This window comes from Lapillicoccus sp. (assembly GCF_036559105.1).
Classification (GTDB): domain Bacteria; phylum Actinomycetota; class Actinomycetes; order Actinomycetales; family Dermatophilaceae; genus Lapillicoccus.
Genome location: NZ_DATBTV010000122.1, coordinates 60,965 through 76,778 on the forward strand (window position 1 = coordinate 60,965; position 15,814 = coordinate 76,778).

A 15,814-nucleotide genomic window follows, 5' to 3' on the forward strand; every position below is an offset into this window, starting at 1 on the left:
GTCCTGGCCGCCGAGTCATCCTTTTCCTGCTCGCAACAACAAACCTCAGAGACAGGAAACATCTCGAATGACCACCCTGGTAGCCACGGCTCACACCAAGGCCCACACGCGTACGACCCAAGGCCACATCGACCCCTTGACGACACCCGGCCGGCCCGCACCGCAGAACACGTCGCAGCCGACGGTGGACTGCCCGGCCTGCGGAGAGCCGGCCACCATCGAGTGGCGGGACATGGTCGTCGGCACCGGCGGCCCCGTGGTCCACGTGAAGCTGAAATGCCCGCTCGGCCGGCACTGGTTCCTCATGCCCGAGGACGGGCTGCGGTAGAGCCCCGCCCTGGTGCGCCCGACACCGCTGACCGGCCCGGGGGCGCAGCGGTGGCCGTCGTCCGCGGCGTGGGGTGGCACCCAGCTCACCGGCAGCGAGGGGTGAGGCCGGAGCTCTGTGTCGTCAGGGCAGCGTGATCGACACCGGGCCGAGCGCTGCCGTCGACCTGACCGTCACCTGGCGCGGTCCCGCGGGACCGCTGAGGCCGGCACGGGCGGTGGTGGGTCCGTCGACCGAGCCCGTCGTACTTCCGCCCTGGACGATGATGGTCAGGAGACCGGGACCGGGACCGGGCCCGAGCGTCACGGTTAGCCGGTCGCATGGCGGTCGCCCGAGGAGGCCGGCGGCTGCAGGCGCCCCGGCGTCCGCCTGACAACCCCGACGGCGACGAGGTGTTCGCCGTCTACGCCGGCCCGGCCGGGCACCCTTTCTGTCTCGGGGTGCACTAAGCGGCCGGCGTGAACCAGCGCCGTCGGCCGTGACCGCCTCGTTCCGACGCGCGGGAACCGCCACAGGTGGCTAGCGTGAACGCGCCTACATAGGAGGACTGATGTCGCCCGAGACCGAGCTGGGACGGATCACCACGGACATCCCGGCCCGCATGGACCGGCTGCCATGGGTGCGGTGGCACTGGCTGATCGTCGTCGGGCTCGGCACCGTCTGGATCCTCGACGGGCTCGAGGTGACCATCGTCGGGTCGCTGTCGGACGTCCTCAAGGACCCCAACCACGGTCTCGGTCTCTCGAGCTCCCAGATCGGGCTGGCCGGGGCGATCTACGTCGCCGGCTCCTGTATCGGCGCCCTGTTCTTCGGGCAGCTCACCGACCGCTTCGGTCGCAAGAAGCTGTTCATGATCACGCTGGGCATCTATCTCGTCGGCACCGTCCTGACCGCCTTCTCGATGAACCCGATCTGGTACTTCGCCTGTCGCTTCATCACTGGTGCGGGAATCGGCGGCGAGTACGCGGCTATCAACTCGGCCATCGATGAGCTGATCCCCTCGAAGTACCGCGGCCGGGTGGACATCGCCATCAACGGGTCGTTCTGGGTCGGTGCGGCCGTCGGCGCGCTGATCACGGTGCCGCTGACCAACGGGACGGTCAACCCCGCGTACGGGTGGCGGGGGGCGTTCGCACTGGGCGCAGTCCTCGCCCTGGTCGTGCTCCTGGTGCGGCGCAACGTGCCCGAGAGCCCCCGCTGGCTGTTCATCCACGGCCGCGAGGAGGAGGGGGAGCAGATCGTCGAGGAGATCGAGAAGACCGTCGAGGAGGAGAGCGGCCACCGGCTCGAGCCGCCTGGAGAGTCGATCACCGTCCGGCAGCGTCACACCATCGGGCTGCCCCTGATCGCGAAGACCGTCTTCACCACGTACCCCCGACGCACCGTCCTGTGCTTCGCCCTCTTCATCGGTCAGGCGTTCCTCTACAACGCGTTCTTCTTCACCTTCGGTGACGCCCTCAGCACCTTCTTCGGGGTCACGTCGGTGGGCTGGTACATCGCCGCGTTCGCCGCCAGCAACTTCGTCGGCGCACTGGCCCTGTCCCCGTTGTTCGACTCCGTCGGCCGGGTTCGCATGATCGCCACCACCTACATCGTGTCCGGCGTCCTCCTCGCCGTCGCCGGCTTCTACCTCCACTCCTTCACCGCCGTCACCCTCACCGCAGCGGGCATGGTCATCTTCTTCTTCGCCTCGGCCGGTGCCAGCGCGGCCTACCTCACCGCCAGTGAGGTGTTCCCCATGGAGACGAGAGCGTTGTGCATCGCCTTCTTCTACGCGATCGGCACCGCTGCCGGTGGGATCGCCGGGCCGTTGTACTTCGGTGGCCTGATCGAGAAGGCGACCGCCAGCAAGGACATCACCGGACTCGCCCCCGGCTACTACGTCGGGGCGGCCCTCATGCTGGTGGCGGGCGTGATCGCGATCTTCCTGGGCGTCCACGCCGAGCAGAAGTCGCTCGAGAGCATCGCCAAACCCCTGACCGCCGAGGACGACGACGCCCCGGCGTCCGGTCACGAAGAAGCGTCCAGAACCGCCTGACGGTCGGCGAGACCCTTCGGTCCTGACGTGCGAACCGGTTCGATGGCGCCATCAGGGCGTCACCTGCACGTCGGTGCCCTATGGGATCGTCGTCGCCGACACGGCAGCGCCGACCCTCGGCGAGAGCTCGTGCCGGGTCGCTCGAGGCGGGTGACCCGGGCACCGGCGGTGGCCGTGGGACCGAACCGCCCCTGAGGAGCAGTCGTGGCCACCTTCACCCGATCGGACGAGCTGGCGGGCGCGGAGTTCGTCCGCGCGGACCTGACCGGCGCCCGGTTCGTCGAGACCGACCTGACCGGCGTCGTGATGCGCGGGGTGGAGGTCGCCAAGGTCGACATCGACGCACCCTGGCTCGTCCACGGCGAGCGCCTGCTCGTCAACGGGGTCGACGTGATCCCCTTCGTCGAGGCGGAGCTCGACCGCCGGTTCCCCGGCCGGGCCGACCGGCGAGCCGCCGACCCGGCCGGCCTCCGCTCGGCCTGGGCCACCCTCGAACGCACGTGGGCCGCCACCCTCGACCGCGTGGACGCGATGCCGCCCGGCACGGTCGACGTGTCCGTGGCCGGCGAGTGGACGTTCGCGCAGACCCTCCGGCACCTCGTGCTCGCCACGGACGTGTGGCTGCGCCGCGCGATCCTCGGGGTCGAGCAGCCCTTCCACCGGTTCGGCCTCGCCGGCGGTGAGGGTGACGAGGACCGGCTGGACCGGTCGGAGTTCGCGACCGAGACACCGTCGTACGCCGAGGTGCTGGAGGCCCGGGCGGGACGCGTCGAGATGGTGCGTGACGTCCTGGCCACGATCACGGCCGACGAGCTCAGCGTGAGCCGCGCGAACCCGTGGGCACCCGCATACCCGGAGACGACCCGGTCCTGCCTGCACGTGATCCTCGAAGAGGAGTGGGAGCACCACCGGTTCGCGGTCCGTGACCTCGACGCGATCGCGGCCACGGACACGACGACGTAGCCCCGCTGCCAACCGCGCTGGTCTCCGGTTCCCGAGGCGCTGGAGACGGTCGTCTGGCGCCGAGCGGTGGAAGATGCACGACAGCGGGCTGTGGTGGACCTTCCACCGAGTGGTGGGCCCGGCCTGGTCAGGAGCTCGCGCGTCGGGCCTGAGCGCGCGTCAGGCCGCGTCAGCCGGGGTCGTCCGGCGGGCCACGCGGATCGCATACAGGAGCAGGCTCAGGGCGGCGGCGAGGGCCAGGAGCAGGGTGAGATTCGCCCCGTAGCTCTGCTGCAGCATCGCCTTGCTCACCGGCTGGGTGTCCTTGCGCAGCATGAGCGGGACGGCGATGACTGTCATCAGTCCGCCCACGACGAGGAAGCCCTGGAGGTAGCGGCGAGCCCGCGGCCGGACCGTGCTCGCGAGGAACCAGCCGACCGCCACGACCGCCGGCGAGAGGATCCCGTCGTGGATGACGACGGCTCCGATGAGCCACGCTGCCAGCACGAGGAGCTCGACGAACCCCACGTTGGTCAGGAGCCGGAAGGCGCCGTACAGCCCCAGCAGGATCCCCGCCGTCGCCAGCGAGATGCGCCACGCTCTCACGTCAGGTCACCTCCACGCTGGTGAGCCACTTGGTGTTGAGTACGCCCGGCCGGTTCGGGCTGATCAGCCGCAACGGGTAGCCGTGGTCGAGGTTCAGCCGCTCGCCGTTGAGGTGGGTCGCCAGCAGCGCCGCCGAGACCTGCGGTCCCACCACGACGCTGTTGCCGTACAGGCCCTGCTCCAGCGAGACCACGCGTACCCGGGACGAGGCGTCCCCGCCGGCCCGGCGAACGACCTCGAGCAGCGGTATGCCGCGCCAGTGCGCTCCCACGCTCCACCCTTCCACGCAGGTGACCGGCAGCTGGGCCTCCGCCTGGGCGAGCTCGTCGAGGTCGGCGAGGGTCAGGACGTAGGGCGTCCGGCCGGCAACGTGCAGCCGCCAGTCGCCGGAGGACGCCTCGGCGATGATCCCGGCCTGGTCCGCCGTCTTGTTGACCGGGACCCCTTGCGGCCCCTTGGTCCACTGCCGCACCGCGAGCAGGCCGATCGGCTCCAGCGGGGTCACTGTCTGGCCGACCGAGGTCACGACGACCGCGCCGAGGCCGGCGGCCCCCGCCACGAGCACTCCACGGCGGGACAGCGCGGGGGTCGGGGGAGGAGGGACGTCACCGGCGTTGCTGTGCGCGAGGGGGTTCTCGCTCCAGGGGATCTCGGTCAGCACATCGGCCGTGGCCAGGTCGGCCTCCAGCCCGTACTTGATGTCCGGCAGCTTCAGACCGACGTGCAGCAGGATCGACCCGATGAGGACGTAGGCCAGGAACCGGTGGACAGACACGAAGTCCCAGGGCCACGGGTACCAGTTCAGGGTGTTGAGGTATCCAGTCGTCAGCTGTACCAACGCGGTCGAGATGAGGACGAACACCGAGAGACGTTCGGCGGCGTGCTTGAGGGAGCGCACGGCCGGCCACCGGAAGAGGTTCGGGTAGACCGACCACAGCTTGACCAGGAGGAGCGGGATGGTCGCCGTGCCCGTCGCGACGTGCAGGCCCTGCGTGAACCGGTAGAGCCAGACGGGGCTTGCGGGCTCGGGCAGCCACGACCAGGGCGCGTACTGGTAGTAGCTGAGCATCCCTGTCACGAAACAGATTCCGAAGCAGATGCCGAGCACCCGGCCGATCCGGGCGGTGAGCGCCGTCGAGCGGACCGGGCTGTTGAACGCCGGCCAGCGCTCGGGCCGCGGCCCGTTCAACCGTTCGAGGATCGGCACGTTCGCCATCATCGTGGCCGCCGGCCGCGACGGGCCCGTCCGCGCGGTTACCGAACGCTGACGCCGGCGGGGGGTGTCCTACTCGCTCGGGGCGAGCCGCCAGAACACCTGCGTCTGCTGCTGCGCCGGGTCGTCGTGGTGCGGGCCGTAGACCTCCCAACGGGTGCGGTCGAGGCGCAGCCCCTGCGCCATGCACCAATCGACCACGGCCTCGTGCGCGGCTCCGACGTCCCCGAAGGAGCCCTGATGCACCGTCGTCGCCACGCGCCCGGCCGGCAGCGCCGAGGCGACGACGCGGCCCGTCAGCGGGCACGGCTGCGTCAGCAGGACACCCACCTCGACGTGGGGGACGTCGTCGAGGTACAGCATGACGTTGGGACACCCGCGATGGACCCCTCCCGCACGCAGGCAGTCCCAGACCTCGCCGGAGAGCTGGCCCCACCGGGCCGGAAAGTCGCTCCACGTCGTCGTCTCGGCGACCACGGCGGTCGGCCGGGCCTCGACGCTCACGACGCTCACCTCGTAGTCCATACCAGCATCATGGCCGCCGGTGCGCCAGACTGGCGCGATGCGAACCCGGCGCTCCGAACTCGCCGAGCCGGGCGGCCTCGAGGGCGCCGAGGGGGACCCGCCCGACGCCACCGGTCCGGCGAAGCCCAGCCTGTTCCGGCGCCTGTGGACCCGCATCAAGCGCATTCCGCGATTTCCCTTGATACTGGCCGTTTTCGGCTACCTCGCAGCCGACACCCCATCGCTGCTGCCGCGCCCGTGGTACTTCCAAGGGCTCATCTCCGGGATCCTCGCGCTGATCTTCTAGCTGTCGGGCTCGCCATCTCGTCCGCCGTTCGCGCCATCGGCCGGTGGTCCGACTTCCGGATGAGCATCAACGCCAAGGCGAAGCGGGTCGCGGGCATCATCCTGATCGTCCTGCTGGCCATCGGCACGCTCATCTACCCGGTGGTGAACCTGGTCTGGCACTACGCCGTGACCGCCTACGTCGGAGATCCGCCCCCCGGCCCGCTCTACCCGATCGGGAGCACCCTCACCGCCGCGGTCGTGATGGCCCTGTTCATCGGGTTCTTCAAGGCGATCGCGGCCCTCGTCCGGTGGGTCACGGGGCACGTCGGGCGCCGCGTCACGAGGGTGAAGACCGCCCGACTGATCGCCACCGTGCTGACCGTGGTCGTGGTCGGCGGAGTCCTCGACCAGGTGGTGGCCCGCGGCCTGCTCGCGGCGGCCAAGGCACAGGCCGACGCGGCGAACGCGAGCGTGCCGGGAGGGCTGAAGGCGCCGACCTCGGCGCTGCGGTCCGGCGGTCCCGGCTCGCTCGTCACCTGGGACAGCATCGGTGCGGACGGGAAGACCTTCATCGGCTCCGGCCCCACCGCGCAGAAGATCACCGCCGCCGTGAACGAGCCGGCGAAGGAACCGATCCGGGTGTTCGTCGCCGTCGACAACAACCGCACCCTCGAACAGACCCGCGACCTCGCCATCGCCGAGCTCGACCGGACCGGCGGGCTCGACCGCAAAGCGGTCCTCGTCGTCACGTCGACCAGCACGGGCTTCGTCAACGAGTGGGCGGCCGAGTCGTTCGAGTACCTCATGCGCGGCGACACGGCCATCGTGACCATGCAGTACTCCACCCTGCCGTCCGCGCTCGCGCTCATCACGTCTCGCAAGCAGCCGCCCCTGGTGGGGCGCATGCTGTTCGATGCGGTCGCCGCGCGGGTCAGTGGCCGCCCGGAGGGAACCCGGCCCAAGCTGTACGCCGGCGGAGAGTCTCTGGGCGCATACGGCGGCAACGGCGCGTTCGAGTCCCCGGCCGACATGCTCTCGAAACTCGACGGTGCCCTCTGGACGGGTACCCCGTCGTTCACCGACCTGCACGCGGAGCTCACCGAGAACCGCACGTACGGCTCGACAACGATCGACCCGACCATCGACGACGGCCGTCATATCCGCTTCGCCGGCGACGTGCCCCGGCTCAGCGCGGACGAGTACGGGCACGCCTACTCACCGTGGGAGGCGCCCCGCGTCGCCTACCTGCAGCATGACAACGACCCGGTCGTCTGGTGGTCGCCCAGCCTCCTGCTGAGCACCCCGAGCTGGCTCGAGGAGACCCGCATACCGGACACGCCGATGAGCTATATGTCGTGGCTGCCGTTCGTGACCTTCTGGCAGGTGAGTGGCGACATGGCGATGTCCAACTCCGTACCCGGTGGGTTCGGTCACCGCTACTACGAGAACGAGACGGTCCCGGCCTGGGCCGGGATCCTCGGGATGCCCATCAACGGCGACTACACGCAGATCATGGCGGCGATCCACGCCGCCAACCCGGGGTGAGTCCCGGATGGGTCCAGGTCACCCGTAGGTCGGGTACTGCGGCCAGCCCGGTGGACTGTCCTCCCAGTCCTGCTGCCGGCCATAGGCGGTGCGGTCCATGATGTGCGCCACCGGGAGGATCGCCTCGGTGCCCCGCGCCGTCGTGGCGTAGGTGAGATAGGGCTTCCCGTCGCGCAACAGGTAGTAGGAGTAGCCGGGCCGCTGCCCCTCCTGGCCCGTCTCGTCCTGCTGCGTCCAGCCCCAGTCGTCGTGGTACGAGGTGTCGTACGAGGAGACCCACCGGTGGTCCCAGCCGCGCTCGGCCCGCCAGGCCTCGAGCTTCTCGATCGGCGCCTGGGAGATCATCGCGAAGGCGATGGCCTCGTCGGAGAGCCGGCCCATGTTGGCCGGTAGGTTGTCCACCGCCCACGTGCAGCTCGGGCAGCCCGCGTCCCAGCTCGGGTCGAACATGACGTTCTGGACCACCAGCTGGTAGTCGTCGCCGAACAGGTCGACGAGCGTCACCGGGCCGTCCGGACCGGCGAAGGTGTAGTCCTCGACCTCGACCATGGGCAGCCGGCGGCGGGCGGCAGACACCCGGTCACCGTGCCGGGTGACCTCCTTCTCCCGGGCGACCTGGTCGGCCAGGGCGGCGTCGAAGGTGGCCCGGTCGACGACCGGTGGGGCGGCGTCCGGCTGGTCGTGCTTGTCCGTCGTCATCGCTCCACGTTATCCAGCCGCGCACCGGGCGTCGCGTCGAGGCGAAGCGGCGGCGCGACACGAGGCGTTTCGACACAATGAACGCATGGTGGGTTGGGCAGCCACCGGGTCCGGCTCTCGGCCCTTCGTCGGCCGAGAGCGCGAACGCGTGCTGCTCGGCGACCTCCTCCTCGGGCTGACCACGGACCGACCCGGGGCCCTGCTGGTCCACGGCGAGGCGGGGGTCGGCAAGACCCGGCTGCTCGAGGCGACCGTGGAGGAAGCCCGTGACCGCGGCATCGAGGTCTTGCGCGGGACCTGCGTCCACTTCACGACGTCCGTCGTGCCGTACGGAGCGTTGATGCTGGCCCTGCGGTCGTGGCAGGCCGACGGCGGCGGGGCGCTCCCGGACAACTTCGCGCGCCTCCTCGCGGCGGCCGACCCCAACCGGCAGGCCGAGACCGCCGGCCCGGCCTCGATGCTGACCGCACTCGACGACGTGCTCCGGGCCATCTGTTCCGATCGGCCGGTGCTGCTCGTCGTGGACGACCTGCAGTGGGCCGATAATGCCTCTCTGGATTTCCTGGCCTACGTCCTCGCGGGTCTGGGTCGCCAGCGGCTCGGACTGCTCCTGGCTTACCGCGACGAGGACCGGCGTGGCCATGACGCCCTCGACCAGTGGCTGGGCGACACCAGCCGGATGCCGAACGTCGATCAGCTCTTCCTCGAGCGGCTCGACCGCGAGGACACGGAGCGGCTGGTGTCGACCCTGATCGACCGGGCCACGACCCCCGAGCTGGCGGGCGAGGTGTACGCCCGCACCCGTGGCAATGCGTACTTCACGGAGCTGCTGGTGCGCCGTCTCACTCCCGATGGGGGCCTGCCCGCAGACCTGCCCGACGACCTCGCGGACGCGGTGGCGGCTCGCTGGAGGACGCTGAGCGTCCCGGCCCGAGAGCTCACGAGACTCGTTGCGCTGGGCGGCCGCCCGGTCGACGTCGACGTCCTCCCGCAGGTCGTGACGCCGAGTGCCCCGTGGCTGGGTCCCACCTCACCGTTGGTCGCCGAGGGCGTGACCGCCGGGGTGCTCACCCTGTCTCGCGCCGGACGCGTGTGGTTCCGGCACCCGCTGCTGGCCGACCTGCTCCGGGTCGCCCCCACGCGCGTCGACCCGCGGACCGTCCACGCCGCCTACGCCGCCGCCATCGAGGACCGCATCCGACGGCACGGCGAGACGCCGGGCCTGGTCGCCGCCGCCGCCCTGCATCACCACGCCGCAGGAGACGTCGACCCCGCGTTCCGGTGGGCGGTGCGGGCGGCCACCGAGGCCGAGCGGCTGTCGGCGTGGACGGTCGCCGACGACGCCTTGGAGCGGGCCTGTTCGCTGTGGCCCGACGTGTCCGCCGAGGTGCAGGCGGAGAGCCCCGGGTTGCTCGCGCTGCTGCGCCGAGCGGCGCGCGCTGCCCGACGCTCCGGCGCCCTCGACCGGCGGCTCGCGTACCTGGACCGCGCTCGGGTATGCGTCGACGAGGCGAGTGAGCCACTCCTGGCCAGCACCGTCCTCATCGACTGGTGCACGTCGTCGTGGGACGCCGCACCACACGGTCGGCAGACGATCCTGCCGGAGGTGTTCCACGCTGTCGCCTTGACCGAGGGTGCACCGGACAGCGCCGAACGGGCGGTGGCGCTGGCCGAGCTGGCGATCGCCCGCGTGTGGAACGACGTAGCCGAGCCCGGAGACGACCGTGGCGGTGTCGTGAGCCCGGGCTGGGCAGCGAGCCGGGCCGCCCTCGAGGTGGCCCAGCGGTCAGGGGCTCCCGAGGCGATGGCCAGGGCCGGCTGCGCTGCCGGAATCGTCGAGTTCTACGACGAGGGATCGGCAGCGCTGACGCACCTCCAGGACGCCTATGCGTTCGCCGCAGAGGCCGGGGACGCGCTGAGGATGGGGTCCGCGGCCATCTACTGGACCAACTACCTGCAGTACCAGTCCCGACTGGCTGACTCCGTCGCGCTGTTCCGGCGCCTGTCGGCGGAGGTTCTCGCAGCGGGGGACCCCGTGACCTCGACGTTCCTGGCCGGCGCCGGCGCCGGCGTACTGCTCTCGCTCGGGGACTGGGACGAGTGTCGACGCCTGCTCCGGCCGGCGCTCGCCGCCGGCCGGTTGACCTTCGGAGGCGCCACCGCCAGCACCGTGATGTCGTCGCTGGCATTGCGGACCGGTGACCTTCGCCAGGCCCAGGCGCACGTGGACCGCATGCTCGAGCTGGTCGACGCGAGCTGGGTGGGGTGGCCCTTGGACCGGCCGATCGTCGAGCTCCAGCTCGCGCGTGGGGACCCGCGCTCCGCGCTGGCCACCCTGCGGGAGCGGTATGAGCGGGTGGCGTGGCGCGACCAGCAGGGCGACCTGCATACCGCCTTGGGGGCCAGCGCCGCCGCGGACCTCGCCCAGGAGGCGCGGGATCGTCAGGACGCCGCCGCCGAAGGCGAAGCCCTGGCCGCCCTCGACGAGATGCTCGGGTACGGAGCTGAGCTCGCGCGCCACCCCCGCGCGCAGATCGACGACCCCGTCACCCACGGCAGCTGGGGGGCGCGCCTCCGGGCCGAGGTGGCGCGCTGTCGCCGGGACGCCGACGAACCGGAGGCCTGGGAGGCGGCCATGCTCGTCAACCAGGAGTCCGGGTTCACGTGGGACGAGGCGCTCTGTGGTTGGCGGCTCGGCCAGGCGCTGCTGCGGGGTGACGGTGCGCGATCACGAGCGAACGCACCGTTGCGACGGGCCTACGCGCTGGCCTCCGGGTTGGGCGCTGCCCCGCTGACCCGGGAGATCCAGGCGCTGGCTCGGGCCGCCGACCTCAACCTCCAGGAGGTGGTGCGGCCGACGCTACAGGCGGGCGCCCGGGCCGCTTCGGTCCTCAGCGAGCGGGAGCGAGAGGTCCTGGCCCACGTCGATGCCGGGCGGACGAACGCGGAGATCGCGCGGGCCCTGTTCATCAGCGAGAAGACGGCCAGCGTCCACATCTCCAACATCCTTCGCAAGACTGGGACCCACACCCGGGTGGAGGCCGCCGCTTGGGGTCGCCGGACCGGTGCCGTGATGGATCACGAAGCCGACTGAGGTCGGGGGCGGGACCAGGTAAGGCGGTCGACCGGCATGAATAAGGTTCATCGCCGGATGTGACGGCCCGGCGCGGACCCGAACCTGGAAGGGCAACACACCACGCCCGTCCTGAGGAGCCCACCATGTCGAACCCCACCATCCCCGTCCGTCTCGCCGCTGCGTCCGCACTGAGCGCCGGTGCCCTTCTGATGACCGTGTCCCCGGCCCTGGCGCAGAGGGCGCCCGAGCCGAACTACGCCGGCCCGAGCACCGTCCTGCTCGTGCCGGCCCCGACGGACTCGGCTCTCGACGTCCGCATCCTCGCCGGCGGCGTCCTGATCGGGCTGGCCGTCGGCGCTGGGTCGGTCGTCGTGGTCCGCGCCGCGGCGCGCCGTCCCCATGGGCACGCCACAGCCTGACCCGAGCGGTCCGGTGGCGTCGCAGGGGTGCCACCAGACCTCGTCGGGCGACGTGCCGGACGGGCCGCGCCTCCCCCAGAGAGCGGTGCCGTCGTCCGGCCTCGGGTCCTGCCCGATGCCCGGTGTCCGGCGTTTGACCACGCCGGACGCCGGGCATCACCGTCGCGTCAGTCGTCCTTCTTGAGGCTCGGGTAGCGCTTCTCGACCGCCGCTCGAACCTTCTTCTTCTCCTCGGCCGTGCCGTTCTGAGCCACCCGCGCGAGCGCGTTGCGGGCGTGCTCGATGTCGGGGATGGGATACTTCCGCTCGTCGGGCAGGGCGAACGACTGGTCCTTGAGCTTGTTGCGGTTGTCCGCATCGCTGAGGTCTTTGGCCATGCCTCCAGTTTTCGACGGTCGCCCGGAACCGGCAACCGGAACCGGCGCTCACGAGTCGGCGACCAACCGTCCCAGCGCGGCCAGGTCGCGTTCGGCGTGGCTCTGGCGTAGGTAGACCAGCAGGTCGGAGACCGCCTGGGTGTGCAACGGGTCGGTGGCCAGCGGCGTGGCGCCGAGCGCCCGGCCGACATGGTCGAGCGTCTGGCTGGCCGCCGCCTCGACGGTGGCTCGGAGCCGGTGCGTGCGGACCTTCGCGCGGTCGACGTCCTCCGGGCGCTCGTCGACCTCGGCGGCGGCGGACGTCAGCGACCACCGGGCCGCGGACAGCGCGGCGTCGACGGCGCCCAGATGGGCGGCTCCGTGGTCGTCGAGCCGCGGACCCGCCCGCCGCAGCGTGTCGGCCACCTTCTCGGCCCCGCCGAGCCAGCAGGCGGCCACCCCGGCGCCGCCGTGCCAGAACCCGGGCCGACCCAGGTAGGCGGACGGCTCCCCCACGGGATCGGCCGGCACGCGCTCGAAGGTCACGGATCCGGTGGCGCTGCGGCTCATGCCGGCCGCCGCCCAGCCGGACAGGTCGACCGAGACACCGGGATGGGCGAGATCGACGGCGAACATCGGACGTCGGTCATCGACTCGGGCGGTGACCAGGGCGTGGGTGCAGAGGCCGGCTCCCGAACACCAGGCCTTGGTGCCGACCAGGACCCAGCCGGCGCTCGTCCGTTCAGCGGTCACGACCGGGCTCGGCGGTTCGGCGGCCCAGACGCCCCACCACTGGCCGATCGCCACCCGGGTGCCCGCGACCTCGGCCAGGATCGCGTCGGCGTCGGTGTGGGCCTCCAGGAGCCGACCGACGACGACGTCGTCCCGAGCGGCGGCGGCGAGCGCGGCCCACCGGTCGGCCGTCCGGCCGTGCCCGGGCAGCGGGAGCACGACAGCCAGTAGGGCTCGGACCCGGTCCGCGACGTCTGTCATGAGTCAGTCGTACCCCACCGGCGTCCCCGTCGAGCAGCCGAACGGGTGAGTGTCGGGACGCGCCAGGCCGGGTATGCCCGCGGCGTCGGCTGGTCGCCTCGGCCGTGGCGAGACCTCCCCGTCGACAACCTCATCCTCGGGATCTGGGGCCCGCAGGCGCTGCGTACGGTCCCAGCCGTGCGGGAGGCCTGGCCGTCCGCGGACCGGCGTCTCGTCCGGCAAGATCGCTGAGTCCCTGGGCGTTCGACGAGGACGCGGTGCGTCGGGCGGGTGTCCTGGCCGACCACGCGACCGTCGCAATCGACGCAGCGGGCCACGCCGACCGGGCGGACAACCTCGAGATCGCGTTGCAGCGCAACCGCGTCACGGGGACGGCGGTCGGGATCCTCGTCGAGCGCCTCCGGCTGACGCCGACCCAGGCCTTCGACCTCTTGCGTGTGATGAGCCAGCACACGAACCGGAAGCTGGCCGACCTCGCCGAGCACCTGGTCGAGACGGGCGAGCTGCCGGGCGTCGACGACCTGCCCCGCGGCTGACCCGAGGTCACGGCCCGCCCGGCTGTTACCGTGCAGCGTGCCTGGCGCAGGGGGGTCCGTGCGGCGCGTGCTGGTCACCGGGGCCGCCGGCTTCATCGGCACCGTCGTCGTCTCCGCCCTGACCGAGGCGGGGCTCGAGCCCGTCGTCCTCGACAGCCTGCGCCCCGACGTGCACCGTGACCGGACTCCGCCGGCAGGCGTGGTTGTCGGCGACGTCCGCGACGCCGAGCTCCTGGACCGGCTCCTGCCTGGCACCGACGCCGTCGTCCACCTGGCCGCCAAGGTCGGGCTCGGAGTGGACATCGCCGACATGGACGACTACGTGTCGAGCAACGACCTCGGGACCGCCGTTCTGCTTCGCCGCTGTGCCGCTGCGGGGGTGGCGCGCTTCGTCCAGGCGAGCTCCATGGTCGTCTACGGGGAGGGTCGCTACACCTGCCCCACCCATGGCCTCGTGCCACCTGGTCCGCGGAGCGTGGAGGCGTTGCGACGCCGGGCGTTCGAGCCCCCGTGTCCCGTCTGCGGTCGCGCCCTCACCCCCGGACTGGTCACCGAGGGCGCACCCTTCGACCCGCGCAACACGTATGCGGCGACGAAGGTCGCGCAGGAGCACCTTGCCGGATCCTGGGCCCGGGAGACCGACGGGGTCGCGGTCTCGTTGCGGTTCCACAACGTCTACGGACCCGGGATGCCGCGCGACACCCCGTACGCCGGCGTGGCCGCCCGATTCCTCTCCAGCCTCGACAAAGGCGAGGCGCCCCAGGTCTTCGAGGACGGCGGCCAGCGACGGGACTTCGTCCACGTCTCGGACGTCGCCCGGGCTGTATCCGCGGCGGTGGGGTCCGAGCGCCCGGGACACCACGCGTACAACGTGGGTTCCGGGACCGTCACGACCATCGGCGGCATGGCCACGGCCCTGGCCGAGGCCCGCGGCGGCCCGGACCCGGTGGTCACCGGCGAGTTCCGGCTCGGCGACGTCCGGCACATCACCGCGTCGAGCGACCTCGCGCGCGAGGAGCTCGGCTGGTCGGCCCGAGTTCCGCTGATGGACGGCGTACGCGGTCTCTAGACGATCTCGGCGACCGGCTCCGGCGGGAGCCGGACTCCGAACCGGCAGCCACCGGCGACGTTCTCGACGTCGATCGAGCCCGCGTGCGCCTCGATGACCCCCTTGGCGATGGCCAGACCGAGCCCGGCGCCCGCGTCGTCCGGCGTGCCGCGTTCGGGAGTGGCCCGCCAGCCGACGTCGAACACCCGGGCCAGGTCCGGAGCCGGAATGCCGCCACACCCGTCGGTGACCGCGACCTCGATGCGCCCGTCGGCGGCGCGACGGGTCGTCACGACCACCGTTCCGCCCCGGGGGGTGTGCCGGATCGCGTTGCCCACCAGGTTGGTGACGGCCCGGGCGAGCTCGTCGGCGTTGCCGCGTACGGCGAGCCGGTCGTCGCCGGCCGGCACGTCGAGGCGCAGCTGCACCTCGCGGCGCGCGGCGTGGGCGGCGAGCTCGCCGGTGACGTCGTGCGCCAGCTCGACGAGGCTCACCATCGACCTGGGGTGGACCGCCGAGGCGGACGGGGTGTGCAACCGGGACAGCTCGAAGAGGTCGCCGACGAGTCCGGTCATCCGGTCCACGGTCTGGCGCATCTGCCGGAGCGCCGCCGACCGGTCCTCGAGGACGCCGTCCTCGAGTCCCTCGGCGAGCGCACGCAGCCCGGCGAGCGGAGTGCGCAGGTCGTGCGAGAGGAAGGCCACGAGCTCGCGTCGGCTGTCCTCCAGCGCGCGGGCGCGCTGCTGGGCGTTGGCCAGCCGCTCCCGGGTGGCGGCGAGCTCCTCGGCGAGCGCGACGATCTCGCCCGGCTGTCCGCTCGTCGACATCTCCGACACCGGTCGCTGCGCCTCGCCGTGCCGCGGCACGCTACCCAGGTCGCGCAGCGCGGTGGTCAGCCGACGCGAACCGAGCGCGACGCGCCGGCCCAGGACGAACGACACGAGCACCCCGATGACCGTGGCGCAGCCGAGGGCGACGGAGACGGCGGTCGAGTCGTGGGCCGAGATGAACATCAGCTGGACGTTGAGGACCACCGACGCCGTGACCGCCACGAGGGGGATGAGCGCGGCGACGACGATCGACCAGGTCAGCGAACGCATCCGGACCAGATGCAGGACGACGACGCCGAGCAACGCCGTCGCGAGGCAGACCGCGACGGTGACGAGGACGATGGTGAGCATGTCACCCACGGGGGTCTATCTCCGTCCTGCTGGCGGTCGTCA

Annotated in this window: 17 protein-coding genes; 10 read left to right on the forward strand and 7 right to left on the reverse strand. The window is 71.8% G+C overall.

Going from position 1 to position 15,814, the window contains the following annotated elements; all coding sequences use genetic code 11:
- Positions 1-67 precede the first annotated feature (67 nt).
- The 3 genes from VIG79_RS15370 (at position 68) to VIG79_RS15380 (ending at position 3,329) form a co-directional block, all read left to right on the forward strand.
- A complete protein-coding gene (locus VIG79_RS15370) occupies positions 68-328 on the forward strand; it encodes a hypothetical protein (protein WP_331887229.1) in 261 nt (86 codons plus the stop codon).
- A gap of 550 nt (positions 329-878) precedes the next feature.
- The gene (locus VIG79_RS15375; protein ID WP_331887231.1) at positions 879-2,366 is read left to right on the forward strand and encodes an MFS transporter; all 1,488 of its coding nucleotides are present in this window, start codon (positions 879-881) and stop codon (positions 2,364-2,366) included.
- Positions 2,367-2,570: 204 nt separating this feature from the next.
- Entirely contained in the window at positions 2,571-3,329 is a 759-nt protein-coding gene (locus VIG79_RS15380) for a DinB family protein (RefSeq protein ID WP_331887233.1), read from the forward strand.
- Positions 3,330-3,488: 159 nt separating this feature from the next.
- On the opposite strand, the gene VIG79_RS15385 is transcribed toward VIG79_RS15380, so the two are convergent.
- The 3 genes from VIG79_RS15385 to VIG79_RS15395 all read right to left on the reverse strand — a co-directional run bounded on the left by VIG79_RS15385 (position 3,489) and on the right by VIG79_RS15395 (position 5,652).
- On the reverse strand, positions 3,489-3,914 hold the full coding sequence (locus VIG79_RS15385) for a hypothetical protein (protein WP_331887235.1): 426 nt from the start codon (positions 3,912-3,914) through the stop codon (positions 3,489-3,491).
- A gap of 1 nt (position 3,915) precedes the next feature.
- Entirely contained in the window at positions 3,916-5,121 is a 1,206-nt protein-coding gene (locus VIG79_RS15390) for a molybdopterin-dependent oxidoreductase (protein ID WP_331887237.1), read from the reverse strand.
- A gap of 78 nt (positions 5,122-5,199) precedes the next feature.
- Positions 5,200-5,652: a GyrI-like domain-containing protein gene (locus tag VIG79_RS15395; RefSeq protein ID WP_331887239.1), complete on the reverse strand. Its 453-nt coding sequence runs from the start codon at positions 5,650-5,652 to the stop codon at positions 5,200-5,202.
- Positions 5,653-5,671: 19 nt separating this feature from the next.
- Between VIG79_RS15395 and VIG79_RS15400 the strand changes: the two genes are divergently transcribed.
- Complete coding sequence (locus VIG79_RS15400; RefSeq protein ID WP_331887241.1) at positions 5,672-5,938, forward strand: alpha/beta-hydrolase N-terminal domain-containing protein; 267 nt, start codon at positions 5,672-5,674, stop codon at positions 5,936-5,938.
- Complete coding sequence (locus VIG79_RS15405; RefSeq protein ID WP_331887243.1) at positions 5,890-7,464, forward strand: alpha/beta-hydrolase family protein; 1,575 nt, start codon at positions 5,890-5,892, stop codon at positions 7,462-7,464. The genes VIG79_RS15400 and VIG79_RS15405 overlap by 49 nt, the downstream gene beginning before the upstream one ends.
- An 18-nt stretch (positions 7,465-7,482) precedes the next feature.
- Here VIG79_RS15405 and VIG79_RS15410 read toward each other — a convergent pair whose 3' ends face one another.
- On the reverse strand, positions 7,483-8,163 hold the full coding sequence (locus VIG79_RS15410) for a DUF899 family protein (protein WP_331887245.1): 681 nt from the start codon (positions 8,161-8,163) through the stop codon (positions 7,483-7,485).
- A gap of 85 nt (positions 8,164-8,248) precedes the next feature.
- Here VIG79_RS15410 and VIG79_RS15415 point away from each other — a divergent pair, with 85 nt between their 5' ends.
- Positions 8,249-11,257: a helix-turn-helix transcriptional regulator gene (locus VIG79_RS15415; protein ID WP_331887247.1), complete on the forward strand. Its 3,009-nt coding sequence runs from the start codon at positions 8,249-8,251 to the stop codon at positions 11,255-11,257.
- A 125-nt stretch (positions 11,258-11,382) separates the two neighbouring features.
- On the forward strand, positions 11,383-11,658 hold the full coding sequence (locus tag VIG79_RS15420; RefSeq protein ID WP_331887249.1) for a hypothetical protein: 276 nt from the start codon (positions 11,383-11,385) through the stop codon (positions 11,656-11,658).
- A 167-nt stretch (positions 11,659-11,825) separates the two neighbouring features.
- On the opposite strand, the gene VIG79_RS15425 is transcribed toward VIG79_RS15420, so the two are convergent.
- Positions 11,826-12,035: a DUF6582 domain-containing protein gene (locus tag VIG79_RS15425; protein ID WP_331887251.1), complete on the reverse strand. Its 210-nt coding sequence runs from the start codon at positions 12,033-12,035 to the stop codon at positions 11,826-11,828.
- A gap of 48 nt (positions 12,036-12,083) precedes the next feature.
- Positions 12,084-13,007 (reverse strand): acyl-CoA dehydrogenase family protein, encoded by a 924-nt coding sequence (locus VIG79_RS15430; protein WP_331887253.1) that lies wholly within the window; start codon positions 13,005-13,007, stop codon positions 12,084-12,086.
- Positions 13,008-13,052: 45 nt separating this feature from the next.
- Here VIG79_RS15430 and VIG79_RS15435 point away from each other — a divergent pair, with 45 nt between their 5' ends.
- Genes VIG79_RS15435 through VIG79_RS15445 form a run of 3 tightly spaced genes read left to right on the forward strand, consistent with a single transcriptional unit; the run spans position 13,053 to position 14,612 of the window.
- A complete protein-coding gene (locus VIG79_RS15435) occupies positions 13,053-13,238 on the forward strand; it encodes a hypothetical protein (protein ID WP_331887255.1) in 186 nt (61 codons plus the stop codon).
- Between the two features lie 26 nt (positions 13,239-13,264).
- The gene (locus VIG79_RS15440) at positions 13,265-13,543 is read left to right on the forward strand and encodes an ANTAR domain-containing protein (protein WP_331887257.1); all 279 of its coding nucleotides are present in this window, start codon (positions 13,265-13,267) and stop codon (positions 13,541-13,543) included.
- A 58-nt stretch (positions 13,544-13,601) separates the two neighbouring features.
- Positions 13,602-14,612 carry an NAD-dependent epimerase/dehydratase family protein gene (locus VIG79_RS15445; RefSeq protein WP_331887259.1) on the forward strand — a complete coding sequence of 337 codons (1,011 nt, stop codon included), beginning with the start codon at positions 13,602-13,604 and terminating at the stop codon, positions 14,610-14,612.
- Here VIG79_RS15445 and VIG79_RS15450 read toward each other — a convergent pair.
- The gene (locus VIG79_RS15450) at positions 14,609-15,772 is read right to left on the reverse strand and encodes a HAMP domain-containing sensor histidine kinase (protein WP_331887315.1); all 1,164 of its coding nucleotides are present in this window, start codon (positions 15,770-15,772) and stop codon (positions 14,609-14,611) included. The genes VIG79_RS15445 and VIG79_RS15450 overlap by 4 nt on opposite strands.
- Positions 15,773-15,814 lie beyond the last annotated feature (42 nt).